9 protein-coding genes and 1 pseudogene are annotated in these 13,199 nt (G+C 63.7%); 1 reads left to right on the forward strand and 9 read right to left on the reverse strand.

The features are described 5' to 3' along the window. Positions 1-5: 5 nt before the first annotated feature. The 3 genes from DCO48_RS19255 to arcD (DCO48_RS19265) all read right to left on the reverse strand — a co-directional run bounded on the left by DCO48_RS19255 (position 6) and on the right by arcD (DCO48_RS19265) (position 3,802). Positions 6-1,016, reverse strand: coding sequence for an ornithine carbamoyltransferase (locus tag DCO48_RS19255; protein ID WP_116552196.1), 1,011 nt, complete (start codon positions 1,014-1,016; stop codon positions 6-8). A gap of 69 nt (positions 1,017-1,085) precedes the next feature. Next, the gene (gene arcA, locus DCO48_RS19260) at positions 1,086-2,342 is read right to left on the reverse strand and encodes an arginine deiminase (protein ID WP_116552197.1); all 1,257 of its coding nucleotides are present in this window, start codon (positions 2,340-2,342) and stop codon (positions 1,086-1,088) included. Between the two features lie 32 nt (positions 2,343-2,374). Continuing rightward, positions 2,375-3,802 carry an arginine-ornithine antiporter gene (arcD, locus tag DCO48_RS19265; RefSeq protein WP_116552198.1) on the reverse strand — a complete coding sequence of 476 codons (1,428 nt, stop codon included), beginning with the start codon at positions 3,800-3,802 and terminating at the stop codon, positions 2,375-2,377. 443 nt (positions 3,803-4,245) lie between these two features. On the opposite strand from arcD (DCO48_RS19265), the gene arcD (DCO48_RS19270) reads away from it, so the two are divergent. Then, complete coding sequence (gene arcD, locus DCO48_RS19270; protein ID WP_116552199.1) at positions 4,246-5,673, forward strand: arginine-ornithine antiporter; 1,428 nt, start codon at positions 4,246-4,248, stop codon at positions 5,671-5,673. A 41-nt stretch (positions 5,674-5,714) separates the two neighbouring features. On the opposite strand, the gene DCO48_RS19275 is transcribed toward arcD (DCO48_RS19270), so the two are convergent. From DCO48_RS19275 to DCO48_RS19295, 6 genes and pseudogenes are all read right to left on the reverse strand, one after another. Beyond that, on the reverse strand, positions 5,715-7,073 hold the full coding sequence (locus DCO48_RS19275) for a CoA transferase (protein WP_116552200.1): 1,359 nt from the start codon (positions 7,071-7,073) through the stop codon (positions 5,715-5,717). Positions 7,074-7,121: 48 nt separating this feature from the next. Then, on the reverse strand, positions 7,122-7,877 hold the full coding sequence (locus tag DCO48_RS23320; RefSeq protein ID WP_371919528.1) for a methyl-accepting chemotaxis protein: 756 nt from the start codon (positions 7,875-7,877) through the stop codon (positions 7,122-7,124). A gap of 102 nt (positions 7,878-7,979) precedes the next feature. Continuing rightward, positions 7,980-9,317 (reverse strand): annotated as a pseudogene (locus DCO48_RS23325) (HAMP domain-containing protein); the annotation flags it as partial. 31 nt (positions 9,318-9,348) lie between these two features. Next, the gene (locus tag DCO48_RS19285) at positions 9,349-9,774 is read right to left on the reverse strand and encodes a YbaN family protein (protein WP_116552202.1); all 426 of its coding nucleotides are present in this window, start codon (positions 9,772-9,774) and stop codon (positions 9,349-9,351) included. 58 nt (positions 9,775-9,832) lie between these two features. Next, positions 9,833-10,447, reverse strand: coding sequence for a biliverdin-producing heme oxygenase (locus DCO48_RS19290; RefSeq protein WP_116552203.1), 615 nt, complete (start codon positions 10,445-10,447; stop codon positions 9,833-9,835). 110 nt (positions 10,448-10,557) lie between these two features. Further along, positions 10,558-13,137, reverse strand: a complete 2,580-nt coding sequence (locus tag DCO48_RS19295; protein WP_116552204.1) for a TonB-dependent receptor — start codon at positions 13,135-13,137, stop codon at positions 10,558-10,560. Positions 13,138-13,199: the final 62 nt, after the last annotated feature.

The following is a 13,199-nucleotide window of genomic DNA, read 5'->3' on the forward strand; positions in this document are numbered from 1 at the left end:
CGTTGTTACAGGTCAGCCAGCGTCGACACCAGGATTGCCTTGATGGTGTGCATGCGGTTTTCCGCTTGCTCGAAGGCGATGCAGGCTGGCGACTCGAAGACGTCGTCGGTCACTTCGATACCGTTTTTCAGGTGCGGATACTGCTCGGCGATCTGTTTGCCGACCTTGGTGTCGGAGTTGTGGAACGCCGGCAGGCAGTGCATGAACTTGGTCCGTGGGTTGCCGGTGGCTTTCATCAGCTCGGCGTTGACCTGGTACGGCAGCAGTTGCTGGATACGCTCGGCCCAGGCTTCAACCGGTTCGCCCATCGATACCCAGACGTCGGTGTGGATGAAGTCGACGCCCTTGACTGCGGCTTTCGGGTCTTCGGTCAGGGTGATGCGGGCACCGCTTTCTTCTGCGTACTTTTTGCAGCGCTCGACCAGGTCGTCATGTGGCCACAGGGCTTTCGGCGCGCAGATACGCACGTCCATGCCAAGCTTGGCGCCGATCAGCAGCAGCGAGTTACCCATGTTGTTGCGCGCGTCGCCCAGGTAGGCGTAACTGATGTCGTGCAGCGGCTTGTCGCTGTTTTCACGCATGGTCAGCACGTCGGCAATCATCTGCGTTGGGTGGTATTCGTCGGTCAGGCCGTTGAACACCGGCACGCCGGCAAACTTGGCCAGTTCCTCGACGATTTCCTGCTTGAAGCCACGGTACTCGATGGCGTCGTACATGCGCCCGAGCACACGGGCGGTGTCCTTCATGCTTTCCTTGTGACCGATCTGCGACGAGTTCGGGTCGATGTAGGTGACGTTCGCGCCCTGGTCATAGGCGGCCACTTCGAAGGCGCAACGGGTGCGGGTCGAGGTTTTCTCGAAGATCAGCGCAATGTTGTTGCCTTTGAGGTGCTGTTGCTCGGTGCCGGTGTACTTGGCACGTTTCAGGTCGCGGGACAGGTCCAGCAGGTAGCGCAACTCGCGAGTGGTGTGGTGTTCCAGGCTCAGCAGGTTACGGTTGTGGATGTTGAACGCCATGATGATTCTCCTTGGATTCGGTGAAAGCCCGGCCGGCGCTGGATAAGCGTGGCCGGGGCGATGGTCGTTTTAGTAGTCGATTGGGTCGCGAACGATTGGGCAGGTCATGCAGTGACCGCCGCCACGGCCGCGGCCCAGCTCGCCGGCGCTGATGGTGATGACTTCGACACCGGCCTTGCGCAGCAGGGTGTTGGTGTAGGTGTTGCGGTCGTAGCCGATAACCACGCCCGGCTCCAAGGCCACCACGTTGTTACCGTCGTCCCATTGCTCGCGTTCGGCGGCGAAGCTGTTGCCGCCGGTTTCGACGACGCGCAGCTGCTTCAGGTTGAGCGATTCGGCCACCACGTCGAGGAACGATTTGTTCTCACGGCGCACGTCCATGCCATAGGGCTTGCTGCTGTCCGGACGGATGACGAATGGCACGATTTCCTTGACCACTTCCGGGAAGACCGTGACCAGGTCGCGGTCGCAGAAGCTGAACACGGTGTCCAGGTGCATGGCGGCGCGGGATTTAGGCAGGCCGGCAACCACGACTTTCTCAACCGCGCCTTTGGCGAACAGCGACTGTGCCAGTTGGCCGATGGCCTGGCGCGAGGTGCGCTCGCCCATGCCGATCAGCACCACGCCATTGCCGATTGGCATGACGTCGCCGCCTTCCAGGGTGGCTTTGCCGTGGTCGATGTCCGGATCGCCGTACCAGACTTCAAAGTCGGCACCGGTGAACTCGGGGTGGAACTTGTAGATCGCGGTGGTCAGCAGGGTTTCCTGGCGTCGCGCTGGCCAGTACATCGGGTTCAGCGTCACGCCACCGTAGATCCAGCAGGTGGTGTCGCGGGTGAACTGGGTGTTCGGCAGCGGGTCGAGCAGGAAGCTGGAGTGGCCCAGGTAGTCGCGGTACATCTTGATCACGCCGGCGCCTTCGCTTTCTGGCAGGTCTTCACCGGCCACGCCGCCGATCAGGAACTCGGCGAGCTTGCGTGGCTCCAGGCCTTCCAGCCAGCTGCGCACTTCGTTGGTCAGGCCAACACCGACGGTGTCCGGGGTGATCTTGCGGTCCAGAATCCATTTCAGGGCTTCTGGATTCTGGATGGTTTCGGTCAGCAGATTGTGCATTTCCAGCACTTCGATGCCGCGCTCACGCATTTTGGTGACGAAGTCGAAGTGGTCGCGTTTGGCCTGGTTTACCCAGATCACGTCGTCGAACAGCAGTTCGTCGCAGTTGCTCGGCGTCAGGCGCTGGTGCGCCAGGCCAGGGGAGCAAACCATCACTTTGCGTAGTTTGCCGGCTTCGGAATGTACGCCGTACTTAGCTTTTTCTGTGGACATGGTTCATTACCTCCAAAGTGCGAATACTGGGGTTACAGAGTCAGGAAGCCGTCGTAGAGGCCGTAGGCAGCCACCAGGGCGCCAATAACCACGGCGGCGAAGATCAACTTCTCCACGTTGGTAAAAATCGGTTGGCCGACCTCGCGCTTGGCCTTGGCGAAGAGGATCACGCCAGGGGCATAGAGCAGGGCCGAGAGCAGCAGGTATTTGACGCCGCCGGCGTACAGCAGCCAGATGGCGTAGAGCAGGGCGATGCCGCCGATGATCAGGTCTTTCTTGCGTTCGGCCAGGGCCTGCTCGTAGGTTTCGCTGCGTACCGCCAGCAGTACGGCGTAGGCCGCAGACCACAGGTAAGGCACCAGGATCATCGAGGTGGCGAGGTAGATCAGCGACAGGTAGGTACTGGCCGAGAACAGGGTGATGATCAGGAAGATCTGCACCATGGCGTTGGTCAGCCAGAGGGCGTTGGCCGGCACATGGTTGGCGTTTTCGCGGCGCAGGAACTCCGGCATGGTGTGGTCTTTGGCGGCGGCGAACATGATCTCCGCGCACAGCAGCACCCAGGACAGCAGCGCACCGAGCAGTGAGATGATCAAGCCGACGCTGATCAGCACCGCACCCCAGTGCCCGACCACGTGTTCCAGCACGGCGGCCATCGACGGGTTCTGCAGCTTGGCCAGTTCCGGCTGCGTCATGATGCCCAGCGACAGCACGTTGACCAGCACCAGGAACAGCAGCACGGTGATGAAGCCGATGACCGTGGCTTTACCGACGTCGGAGCGTTTTTCCGCACGGGCCGAGAAGATGCTCGCGCCTTCGATACCGATGAACACCCAGACGGTGACCAGCATCATGTTGCGCACCTGGTTCATCACGCTGCCCAGGTCCGGGTTCATGCGGCCCCAGATGTCGGCGGTGAAGATGTCCAGCTTGAAGGCGAACAGGGCGATCAGGATGAACAGCGCCAGCGGCACGACCTTGGCCACGGTGGTGACCAGGTTGATGAAGGCCGCCTCCTTGATCCCGCGCAGCACCAGGAAGTGCACGGCCCAGAGCAGCACCGAAGCGCCGATCACGGCCGCCGGGGTGTTGCCTTCGCCGAAGATCGGGAAGAAGTAGCCCAGGGTACTGAACAGCAGCACGAAATAGCCGACGTTGCCCAGCCAGGCACTGATCCAGTAGCCCCAGGCCGACGAGAAGCCCATGTAGTCGCCGAAGCCGGCCTTGGCGTAGGCGTACACGCCGCCGTCCAGGTCAGGTTTGCGATTGGCCAGGGTCTGGAACACGAAAGCCAGAGTCAGCATGCCGATGGCGGTGATGCCCCAGCCGATCAGAACAGCGCCTACATCGGCACTGGCGGCCATGTTCTGGGGAAGCGAAAAAATGCCGCCACCAATCATGGAACCGACCACAAGTGCCACTAGCGCACCGAGTCGTAGTTTTCCGGGAGAGTCTGACATTGGATAACTCCATTCCAGGAGAAGAGAGACGCCAGAGTAAATCCAGCACCGAAATCATGAGCTGATGCAGGTCAGTTCATTGGCACATTCCATTGTTTCCTTCTGCGGGGATGAAAGAGCCCTTTGATAAAAAACTGGCCGTCGTGCAGCCCTTGTGCAACGCTAGTTCCAGCCCGATTTAGAGCATTCGCTCTGACAGGTCGCGAGGATTGACGCTAGTTCGTTTTGGTAGAAGCGCAACCTTTTAGCGAGAAAATCTCTTATTAAGTGGAAGAACCTGAACGACTGCACAAAACTCACTGAATAGTTCACCTGGCATAGACGCACTAGTTATGAGCGTTATAGTCTTGGTAGCAATAAAATATAAACAGCCGAACGCCGGTTACATTGAGCCGAGTGTGTAACGCCTAGATTACAAATCAGGGTCAATAGAGGAATTCTGCATGTCCGAACCTGGACAGAAATTGCGCCTGGGCGCATTGATCGCCCTGGTGGTCGGCTCGATGATCGGGGGCGGGATCTTCTCCCTGCCGCAGAACATGGCCGCGCGTGCCGACGTCGGCGCGGTGCTGATCGGCTGGGGCATCACCGCCATCGGCATGCTGGCGCTGGCCTTCGTGTTCCAGACCCTGGCCAACCGCAAGCCGGAACTCGACTCGGGGGTGTATGCCTATGCCAAGGCCGGGTTTGGCGAGTACATGGGCTTTTCGTCGGCCTGGGGTTACTGGATCAGTGCCTGGCTGGGCAACGTCGGTTATTTCGTGCTGCTGTTCAGCACCCTGGGGTTCTACTTCCCGGTGTTTGGCGAGGGTAATACGCCGATTGCCATCGTCTGTGCCTCGTTGCTGCTGTGGGCGGTGCACTTCCTGGTGTTGCGCGGGATCAAGGAGGCGGCTTTCATCAACCAGGTGACCACCGTGGCCAAGATCGTGCCGCTGGTGATGTTCATCGTGATTGCCGCGGTCGCGTTTCGCGCCGACATCTTCACCCGTGACATCTGGGGCATGAGCAACCCGAAATTCGGCGGTGTGCTCGACCAGGTGCGCAACATGATGCTGGTGACGGTGTTCGTGTTCATCGGCATCGAGGGTGCCAGCGTGTACTCCGGCCGGGCGCAGAAGCGCGCCGACGTCGGCAAGGCCACGGTGATTGGCTTCCTTGGCGTGCTGGCGCTGCTGGTGCTGGTCAACGTGCTGTCGCTGGGGGTCATGACCCAACCGGAACTGGCCGGGCTGCAGAACCCGTCGCTGGCCTCGGTGCTGGAGCATATCGTCGGGCCCTGGGGCGCCTTGCTGATCAGCCTCGGGCTGGCGGTGTCGCTGCTGGGTGCACTGCTGTCGTGGGCGCTGCTGTGCGCGGAGATCCTCTTCGCGACGGCGCGTGACAAGACCATGCCGCGGTTCCTGACCTACGAAAACGCCAACCATGTGCCGTCGAATGCGCTGTGGCTGACCAATGTGATGATCCAGCTGTTCCTGCTGATCACGCTGGTGTCGGCCGGCACCTATACCAGCCTGATCTACCTGGCGTCGTCGATGATTCTGGTGCCCTACCTGTGGTCGGCAGCGTATGCGGTACTGCTGGCGCTGCGCGGCGAGACCTACGCCGGCCACGCGGCGGCGCGGCGCAAGGACCTGCTGATCGGCCTGGTAGCGCTGCTGTACGCGATCTGGCTGCTGTATGCCGGCGGGTTGAAATACTTGCTGCTGTCGGCGCTGCTGTATGCGCCGGGGGTGATCCTGTTTGCCCGGGCCAAGCATGAGCAGGGGTTACCGCTGTTCACGGCCTGGGAGAAGCTGATTTTCGCTGCGGTGCTGGGAGGGGCGGGGCTGGCGGCGTATGGCTTGTATAGCGGGGTGTTGAGCCTGTAAGGGCCGCATCGCGGGACGAGCCCGCGATGCGGTCGTAAAGGTCACCACACCGGCGGTGCCGAACCCAGCTCGCAGGCGCCGCGCTCCCACAGCAGCGGCGTGCCCTCCACCAGTAACGGCGCCTTGAGCCGTCGTCCCGGCCCCCACGGCGTCTGTTCTACCTGCGGCCCCAGGTCGTCCAGCGTCTCCGGCGCCAAGGGCAGGTCGGCGGTCAGTGCGCCATTTTCCACCAGCAACTTCGCCGTCCGTGCCAGCGATAGCCGCGCCTCGCCACCACAGCCGCTGACCAGGCGCTCGCTCAAACCGCGAATCGCCGCCGCAGCCATCAGGTAGCCGGTGGCATGGTCCAGTGCCTGCACCGGTAAGGGCAGCGGCGTTTCCCCCTGCTGCCAGCGCATGCCTTCGCGGGCAATACCGCAACTCATCTGCACCAGGCTGTCGAAGCCGCGCCGCTGCGCCCACGGGCCGCTCCAGCCATAGGCATTGAGGCTCACATCGATCAACCCAGGGTTCTGCTTGCGGCGCCAGTCACGGCCAAAGCCGAGGCGTTCCAGGGCATCGGCACGGTAGCCGTGGACGAGGATATCGGCGTCGCCCAGCAAACCTTCGAACACCTGGCGCTCGGCCGGCGCGCGCAGGTCCAGCCGCGCGCACCGCTTGCCCAGGGTCATTTCCGCGAGCACCGCCGGTTCGTCCCAGCCCGGCGGGTCGAGGCGCAGTACGTCGGCACCCAATCCGGCGAGCAGGCGTGTGGCGGTCGGCCCGGCGAGGACCCGCGTGAGGTCCAGCACCTTGATCCCGGCCAACGGCCGTTCCGCAGTGCCACGCCAGGGCTGGCGCAAAGTACGCCGGGCGCGCTGGTGCCAGATCAGCGGCTCGGCATTCACCGCCTGCCCCTGCGGATGCGCCGACCATTCCGGCCAACTGCGCATCTGCGCCGCACAGCCACCGGCCGCGACCAGCGCCTGCTCCAGCGCCTGGGCCTGCCATTGCGCGACCCGCTGAGCCATTTCGCGGCGATCCTGCACCGCGCCCAGCACCCGTTCGGCCGCCGCACGATGGTGCGCGGCGTTGGTGTGCAGGCGAATCCAGCCGTCGCGGGTCGGGTAGTCGCCGGCAATCGGGTCCCACAGCGGTGGCAGTGACCAGCCTTGCGGACGCAGGCTGCTGGCGAACCAGAACGAGGCCAGCCGGCGGTCTACCCGCACCAATGGGCACTGCTGGGTTTGCTGTTGCAGCAACTCGGCGACGGCGAGCCCGGCCGCCGCGATGCTGGCGCTGGCCAGGTCGCTGACGGCGAAGGTCGAAGGCAAGGCGCCGGCGGTGCTGAAGCGCACGGCACCGACAATAGAGGGGGCGAGTGTCAGTTCACGGACGATCGAGCGAAGCAGATCCTGCATGGTAGGCCCTCCTGTGAAGGGCCATTGCAGACCATCCGCGCGCTGCGGTCAAACCCGGAACTGGTCGACCAGGGTCATCTGCTGGGTCGACAGGGCGTTGAGCCGGCTGCTGACTTGCGCCGATTCGGCCGCCTGGCCGGTGAGGGTTTCGGTCACGCTGCGGATCGCCGAGACGTTGCGGTTGACCTCTTCGGCCACCGCGCTCTGCTGTTCGGCGGCGCTGGCTATCTGCAGGTTCATGTCGCTGATCACCGTTACCGCCTCGCTGATGCGGTCCAGTGCATTGACCGCCTGGTGAATCTGCCCGGCGTTTTCCTGGGCCTTGTCATGGCTCGAATGCATGGTCGCCACCACCCCACGGGTGTTGCTCTGAATGCGCTCGATCACCACGCGGATCTCTTCCACCGAGTCCTGGGTACGTTTGGCCAGGTTGCGCACTTCGTCGGCCACCACGGCGAACCCGCGCCCGCTTTCGCCAGCCCGTGCGGCCTCGATGGCGGCGTTCAGGGCGAGCAGGTTGGTCTGTTCGGCGATGCTGCGGATCACTTCCAGCACCGAGCCGATCTGCTCGCTGTTGGCGGCCAGGGTTTCCACCTCGCCCACCGCCTTGCTGACTTCTTCGGCCAGCAGGGTGATGTCGCGGGTGCTGCGCTCGATGATGGCCATGCCGTCTTTTGCCGAACGGTCGGCACCGCGCGCGGCATCGGCAGCGCTGGCGGCACTGTTGGCGACGTCGTGGGCGGTGGCGCTCATTTCGTTGGAGGCAGTGGCCACCTGGTCGATTTCGCGGAACTGCACCTGCATGCCGTCGCTGGTGCGGCGGGCGATTTCCGACGATTGGTCGGCGGTTGCCCGTGCCTGGGCGATGCTCTGCTTGATCTGCGCCACGGTCGGCTGCAGCTTGTCGAGGAAGCGGTTGAAGCCGCTGGTGAGCCGGCCCAGCTCGTCGCGGCGGGCGTAGCGTAGGCGCTGGGTGAGGTCGCCATCGCCGCTGGCGATGTCTTCGAGCATGCTCGCCACGCTGTTGAGCGGGCGGGTCACGCCGGTAGCGGTGAGCCACATCAGCAGCAGGCCACCGAGGCCGGCGAGGGTGGCCATCAGCAGTACCTTGAGGGTGCCGCTGGTGCGTGCCTCTTCGAGCATCGCTTGCAGGTTGATGGCGTCGGCCAGCAGCACCTGGCGCGGCAGGTCGATCAGCACGCCCCAGGGTTTGCTGTCGTTGATCGGCTGTACCGGGTAGAGGGCTCGCACGGTGTCGCCCAGTTCGATGATCTGTGCCTGGCCGGCGCCAAGTTTCTGCAGGGTTTGCTGGGCGTCCTGGCCAAGGCTCTTACCGACCTTGCCGGCATCGTCGCTGTTGGCGGCAAGCAGGCCGCTGGGGGCGACGATCATCAGGTGCCCGGCACCGTCGAACAGCGCTTGCTGGGCGTTGAAGGCGGCGGCCTGCAGCGAGTCGAGCGACAGGTCGACACCGGCCACGGCAATCACCTTGCCGTTGCGCAGCAGCGGCACGGTGATGCTGGTCATCAGCATCTGCTTGCCGCCGACGGTGTCGGCGTAGGGCTCCAGCAGGCAGGGCCGGGCGCTGTTGCGCGAGCAGGTGAACCAGATGTTGTACGGCGTACCACTGAGGTTGATCTCGGTCTTGCCGAGGTCGACATCGCTGATCACGGTGTTCAGCGCCTGGCCCTGGGCGCGGCTCCAGTAGCTGGCGAAGCGCCCGCTTTCGTTGCTCGTGCGTGGCGTGTCGTTGGCGAATTCGCTGTCGTGGCCGTCCAGCCCATTGGCTTCGAAGGCCATCCACACGCCCAGCACCTCGGGGTTGCGCTTGAAGGTGGTGGCCAGCGCCTGGTTGACCGCTTCACGCAGCTCGGCCGAGGCCAGCGAGCGACTGCTGGCGAGGGTTTGCAGGTCCTGCACCTGGTCGACCAGGGCGGTGATCAGGGTTTCGCTGTGGTTGAAGGTACGGCGCAGTAGCTCGGCTTTTTCCCCGGCGCGGGCCTGCAGCAGGGCCTCGACGTTGCGCGTGAGCATGGCGGAACTGGTGTTGCCGACCTGCTGGTCGGTCTGGCCCGACTGGTACAGGTTGATACCTACCACCAGGGTGACCACGCCAAGCAGGCAGAGGCCGGAGAGCAGGACGATTTTCAGGCGGATCGAGAGCGTGTCGAACATGGACGTACTCGCAGAAGGGACGTGGCCAATAGCTGACCGAGCCGAGGCGGCTCGACTCGCTGCGTCCATTTAGCGATATAAGGGCATCGGCCTTATTCCGTTAACCGTGAATGCCTGCCGATGAACGGTCGGCAGCGCTCTGCGGCGCAGGTTCCGGGCGCGACCAGATCCACAGGTTGCCGAGGGTCATGCCGCCGATGGCGAGAAATACCGGCCAGCGATGTTCGAGGAACACCAGCATCAGCCCGGCGCACAGCAGCATGCTGATGGTTGCACTGACTTTGGCGCGCCGCTGGATCAGCTTGCCGTTACGCCAGTTGTTGAGGATCGGGCCGAACAGGCGATGGTTTTCCAGCCAGGCGCTCAGACGCGGCGAGCTGCGGGTCGCGGCCCAGGCCGCAAGCAGGATGAATTCGGTGGTGGGCAGGCCGGGCACGACGATAGCGATCAGGCCGATGGCCAGGCTCACGTAGGCCAGCAGGCCGAACAACAGACGGGAGAGTTTCGAAGCGGCTGGGCGGGTCATGGGCTCATTGATTGCACAGGTAATGCCGGCCACCGCAAGCGGTGGCCGGGGTGCCGCCTCAGGCCAGTTCGGCGTTCGGCGCGGTCGCGTAAGCGTGTTTCAGCAATTCGGTGAAGCGTTTGAATGCGGCCACGGCGCCTTTTTCGGCAGCGGCTTCTTCTTCGGCGTTCAGTTCCAGGCTGTCGAGGATGCGGGTGAACGTCTTCCAGCCTTCGGCGCGGCCGCCGGCCGGTTCGCCCAGGTGACGCGCACCGAAGGTGTCGTTCAGGCCAAGTGCCACGGCGCGCTTGATCAGGAACGCGGCGCCCAGTTTGGAGCCTTCGGAGACGAAGATCCAGCCCATGGCCTCAGCCACGCTCGGGCTCTGCACGGCCCCGGGGAAATCGGCCGGTACGTCGGTGTGCAGGTCGGCCAGGTCGAGCTTGGCCTGTTCGGCGCGGCAGCGCTCGGCCAGGTCCGGGACGATGGCGATCAGTTGCGGATCGGTGTACAGCGCCTTCAGTTCGTTCTGGAACAGGTACTGGGCGACCACGAAACGGGCGAAGCTCTCGCGGCTTTCGAAGGGGGCATGGGACTTGACCAGCGCATCCAGCTCGGTGTGCGGGGCGTGGGTCAGCTGGTTGAGGCGCTGCGAGCGCAGTGCGGCGCGTTCGGGGTTCGGTGCGGCGGTCATGGTGATTCCTTGCGAAGTGGGCGTGCCTAGTGACTAGACGAATAAGGAGACGCGGGACAGTAAAAAATCCTCACCTGGGCGGGAAATAGCGTGGCCCGCGATAGCCGTTATCAGATGTCCCAGACCAGGTTGATCGCGAAATTACGGCCCGGCATGGTCAGGCGGTCGAGGTTGGCCGGTGCGGTGGCGGCGGCTTCGCCCAGGCCGTCGTAGCCCCGTACGTCGTCCCACTGCCAGTATTTCTTGTCGGTCAGGTTGTACAGGCCGGCGTTGACGCTGATGTCGTCGCTCACCTTGTAGAAGCCGGTCAGGTCGAGCACGCCGTAACCCGGGGTGCGGAACTGCTTGCTGGTGCCGTCCGGGGCGAAGAAGGTGGTGTTGTCGACCCGGTTCTTGCGCTTGACCAGGGTCCAGCTCAGCAAGGCACCGTATTGATCCTGCTCGTAACCCAGGCCGAGCACGCCGGTCAGCGGGGCAACACTGTTGATCGGCTGGCCGTTGTCTTCGTTTTTGGCGTGGGCGTAGGCGATCGAGCCCTGGCTGTAGAGACCGGCCGGGGCGCCGAAGGTGTCAAGGTTCAGGCGACCCTTGAACTCGGCACCCTTGATGGTGGCATGCTTGATGTTCTTGGCTTCGAAGTCCTTGTTGATGTCCGAGCCTTGCACCGCGTCTTCGTTGATGAAGTCGGTGTACGTGTTATAGAACGCCGCGACATCGAAGTTGCCCGCGTCGAAGTTGCCACGCAGACCGCTTTCGTAGCTTTTGCTCTTCTCCGGCTCGAGGTTCGGGTTGCCCTGCACCGAGTAGCCCTGGCCCGGGTTCTCGAAGCGACCGTACAGCGCCTTGGCGGTCGGCGTACGGAAGCCTTCGGCGTACTGGCCGTACCAGGTGTAGTTGTCGTTGAAGGCATAGGTCACGCCGAACTTGGGCGAGACCTGGTGCCATTTCTTGTCCTTGAGGTTGATCGGGTCTTTGGTCGCGCCGATGCCGCGAATGAACGCGTCGGTGGCGTGCGGCTTGAGCGTGGTGTACTCGTAGCGCACACCTGGCAGGAAGGTCCACTGGTTCCAGCGGATCTCGTCCTGGGCGAACAGCGCGTAGGTGTCGACGGTCGGGTCGGGGAAGTCGCTGACCCGGGCCAGCGCAGCGCTTGGCAGCGGTCGTCCGGCAACACAACCGAAACCGCTGGTCTGGCAGGTGGCAGTGCCGCTGCGCGAGCCGGTGACCTTGTTCTGCTTGAGGGTGCTGCCGTAGGTCAGCAGGTGGTCGGTGTCGCCGACGCTGAAGGCTTTGTCCAGCTGGGCGTCGAAGACCCACTGGCGATCCTTGTAGGTGGTCTTGCGATCACGGTACAGGGTGTAGATCGGTTGGTAGATCTCTTCGGTGCGCTGGTCGGTTTTGCCGATCTGGTAGTTCAGGCTCCACTTCATGTTGTCGGCGAACAGGCTGCCCAGGGCGAACTCGTGGGTGATCCCGAAGCGTTCGCGGGTGACCTCGTCGCTGCCGGTACGCTCGCGGTACATGTTCATCGGGGTCGGGATGTATGGGCCGCCGACGGCGCTCTTCTGGTTGAGATCGCGGTCGTCTTTGTAGTGTTCGTAGGTCAGCGCCAAGCGTGCGCCGTCGGCGTAGTTCCAGCCGAGCTTGGCCAGCACGTTGCTGGTCTTCACGTCTTCCGGGTTGGCCGAGGTGCGGTTCAGCCCGGTGCCGCCGTGGCTGCCGTAGGACTCGGTCTCGTGGCCGTCGCGTTGGCTCAGGTGCAGCAGGCCATCGACGTCACCATGACGGGCGGCGAAGGTGCCGGATTTCAACCAGCTCTGGTCTGCCGAGCTGTAACCGGTTTTCAAGCGGGCGCCGAGGTCCTGGCCGGGCTTGATGATGTCTTCCGGGTCAAGGGTGAAGTAGCTCACCGCGCCGCCGATGGCGTTGCTGCCGTACAGCACCGAGGCCGGGCCGCGGAGGATCTCCACGCGCTTGACGATTTCAGGGTCGACGTAGTTGCGCTGGGTCTGGGCGTATGGACCGAAGAAGTAGCTGTCGGGGATGGCCACGCCATCGATCTGGGTGAGCACCCGCTCGCCGTCGATGCCGCGGATGTTGTAGCCGTTGAGGCCGCTGCGCTGGCCAGTGCCGCTGACCGATACGCCGGGCTCGTAACGCACCAGGTCCTTGATGTCGTTGACGTTCTGGCGGTCGAGTTGTTCGCGGGTCTGGACCGAGACGGTGCTTGGCACCTGGCTCACGTCCTGGGCGCTACGTGTAGCACTCACGGTCACCTGCTGCAGGGCGATGGCCCTGGATTGACTGCGCTCGATGGCCACGTTGTTGGCGCTGAGCTTGCGGTAGTTCAGGCCGGTGCCCAGCAGCAGCCGTTGCAGCGCCTGCTCCGGTGGCAGCGAACCCTGGACGCCCGGCGAGATCACGCCCTCGGCGAGTTCGGCCGACAGCCCGACCTGCCAGCCGGTGACCGCGGTAAAGGCGTTCAACGCCGCCACCAGCGGCTGCTGGGCAATCGTGAAGCGGTAGTCGCCCATGCGCTGCGCAGGCGCCTGGGCCGGCTCTGCGGCCAGTGCCGGCAGGCTGCAGGCGCCGCTGGCGAGCATGGCCAGGGTCAACAGGGAGCGCGTGCAGCGTGGCAGGCCAGGTTTACGTGAAGTGATGGAATCTCGACGAGTGAAACCAGTAGACATCGAAAGCGCTCCCTGTCGCGCAGTGTTATAGGACAACACTAATTCAAAAATAAGAATCAGTT

The organism is Pseudomonas sp. SDI (assembly GCF_003105155.1).
Classification (GTDB): domain Bacteria; phylum Pseudomonadota; class Gammaproteobacteria; order Pseudomonadales; family Pseudomonadaceae; genus Aquipseudomonas.

What these genes read in the sequence shown, in the direction of transcription:
- DCO48_RS19255 (WP_116552196.1), bottom strand. Translation starts at nt 1,016, where the DNA reads ATGGCGTTCAACATCCACAACCGTAACCTGCTGAGCCTGGAACACCAC.
- arcA (WP_116552197.1), bottom strand. Translation starts at nt 2,342, where the DNA reads ATGTCCACAGAAAAAGCTAAGTACGGCGTACATTCCGAAGCCGGCAAA.
- arcD (WP_116552198.1), bottom strand. Translation starts at nt 3,802, where the DNA reads ATGTCAGACTCTCCCGGAAAACTACGACTCGGTGCGCTAGTGGCACTT.
- arcD (WP_116552199.1), top strand. Translation starts at nt 4,246, where the DNA reads ATGTCCGAACCTGGACAGAAATTGCGCCTGGGCGCATTGATCGCCCTG.
- DCO48_RS19275 (WP_116552200.1), bottom strand. Translation starts at nt 7,073, where the DNA reads ATGCAGGATCTGCTTCGCTCGATCGTCCGTGAACTGACACTCGCCCCC.
- DCO48_RS23320 (WP_371919528.1), bottom strand. Translation starts at nt 7,877, where the DNA reads ATGCAGGTGCAGTTCCGCGAAATCGACCAGGTGGCCACTGCCTCCAAC.
- DCO48_RS19285 (WP_116552202.1), bottom strand. Translation starts at nt 9,774, where the DNA reads ATGACCCGCCCAGCCGCTTCGAAACTCTCCCGTCTGTTGTTCGGCCTG.
- DCO48_RS19290 (WP_116552203.1), bottom strand. Translation starts at nt 10,447, where the DNA reads ATGACCGCCGCACCGAACCCCGAACGCGCCGCACTGCGCTCGCAGCGC.
- DCO48_RS19295 (WP_116552204.1), bottom strand. Translation starts at nt 13,137, where the DNA reads ATGTCTACTGGTTTCACTCGTCGAGATTCCATCACTTCACGTAAACCT.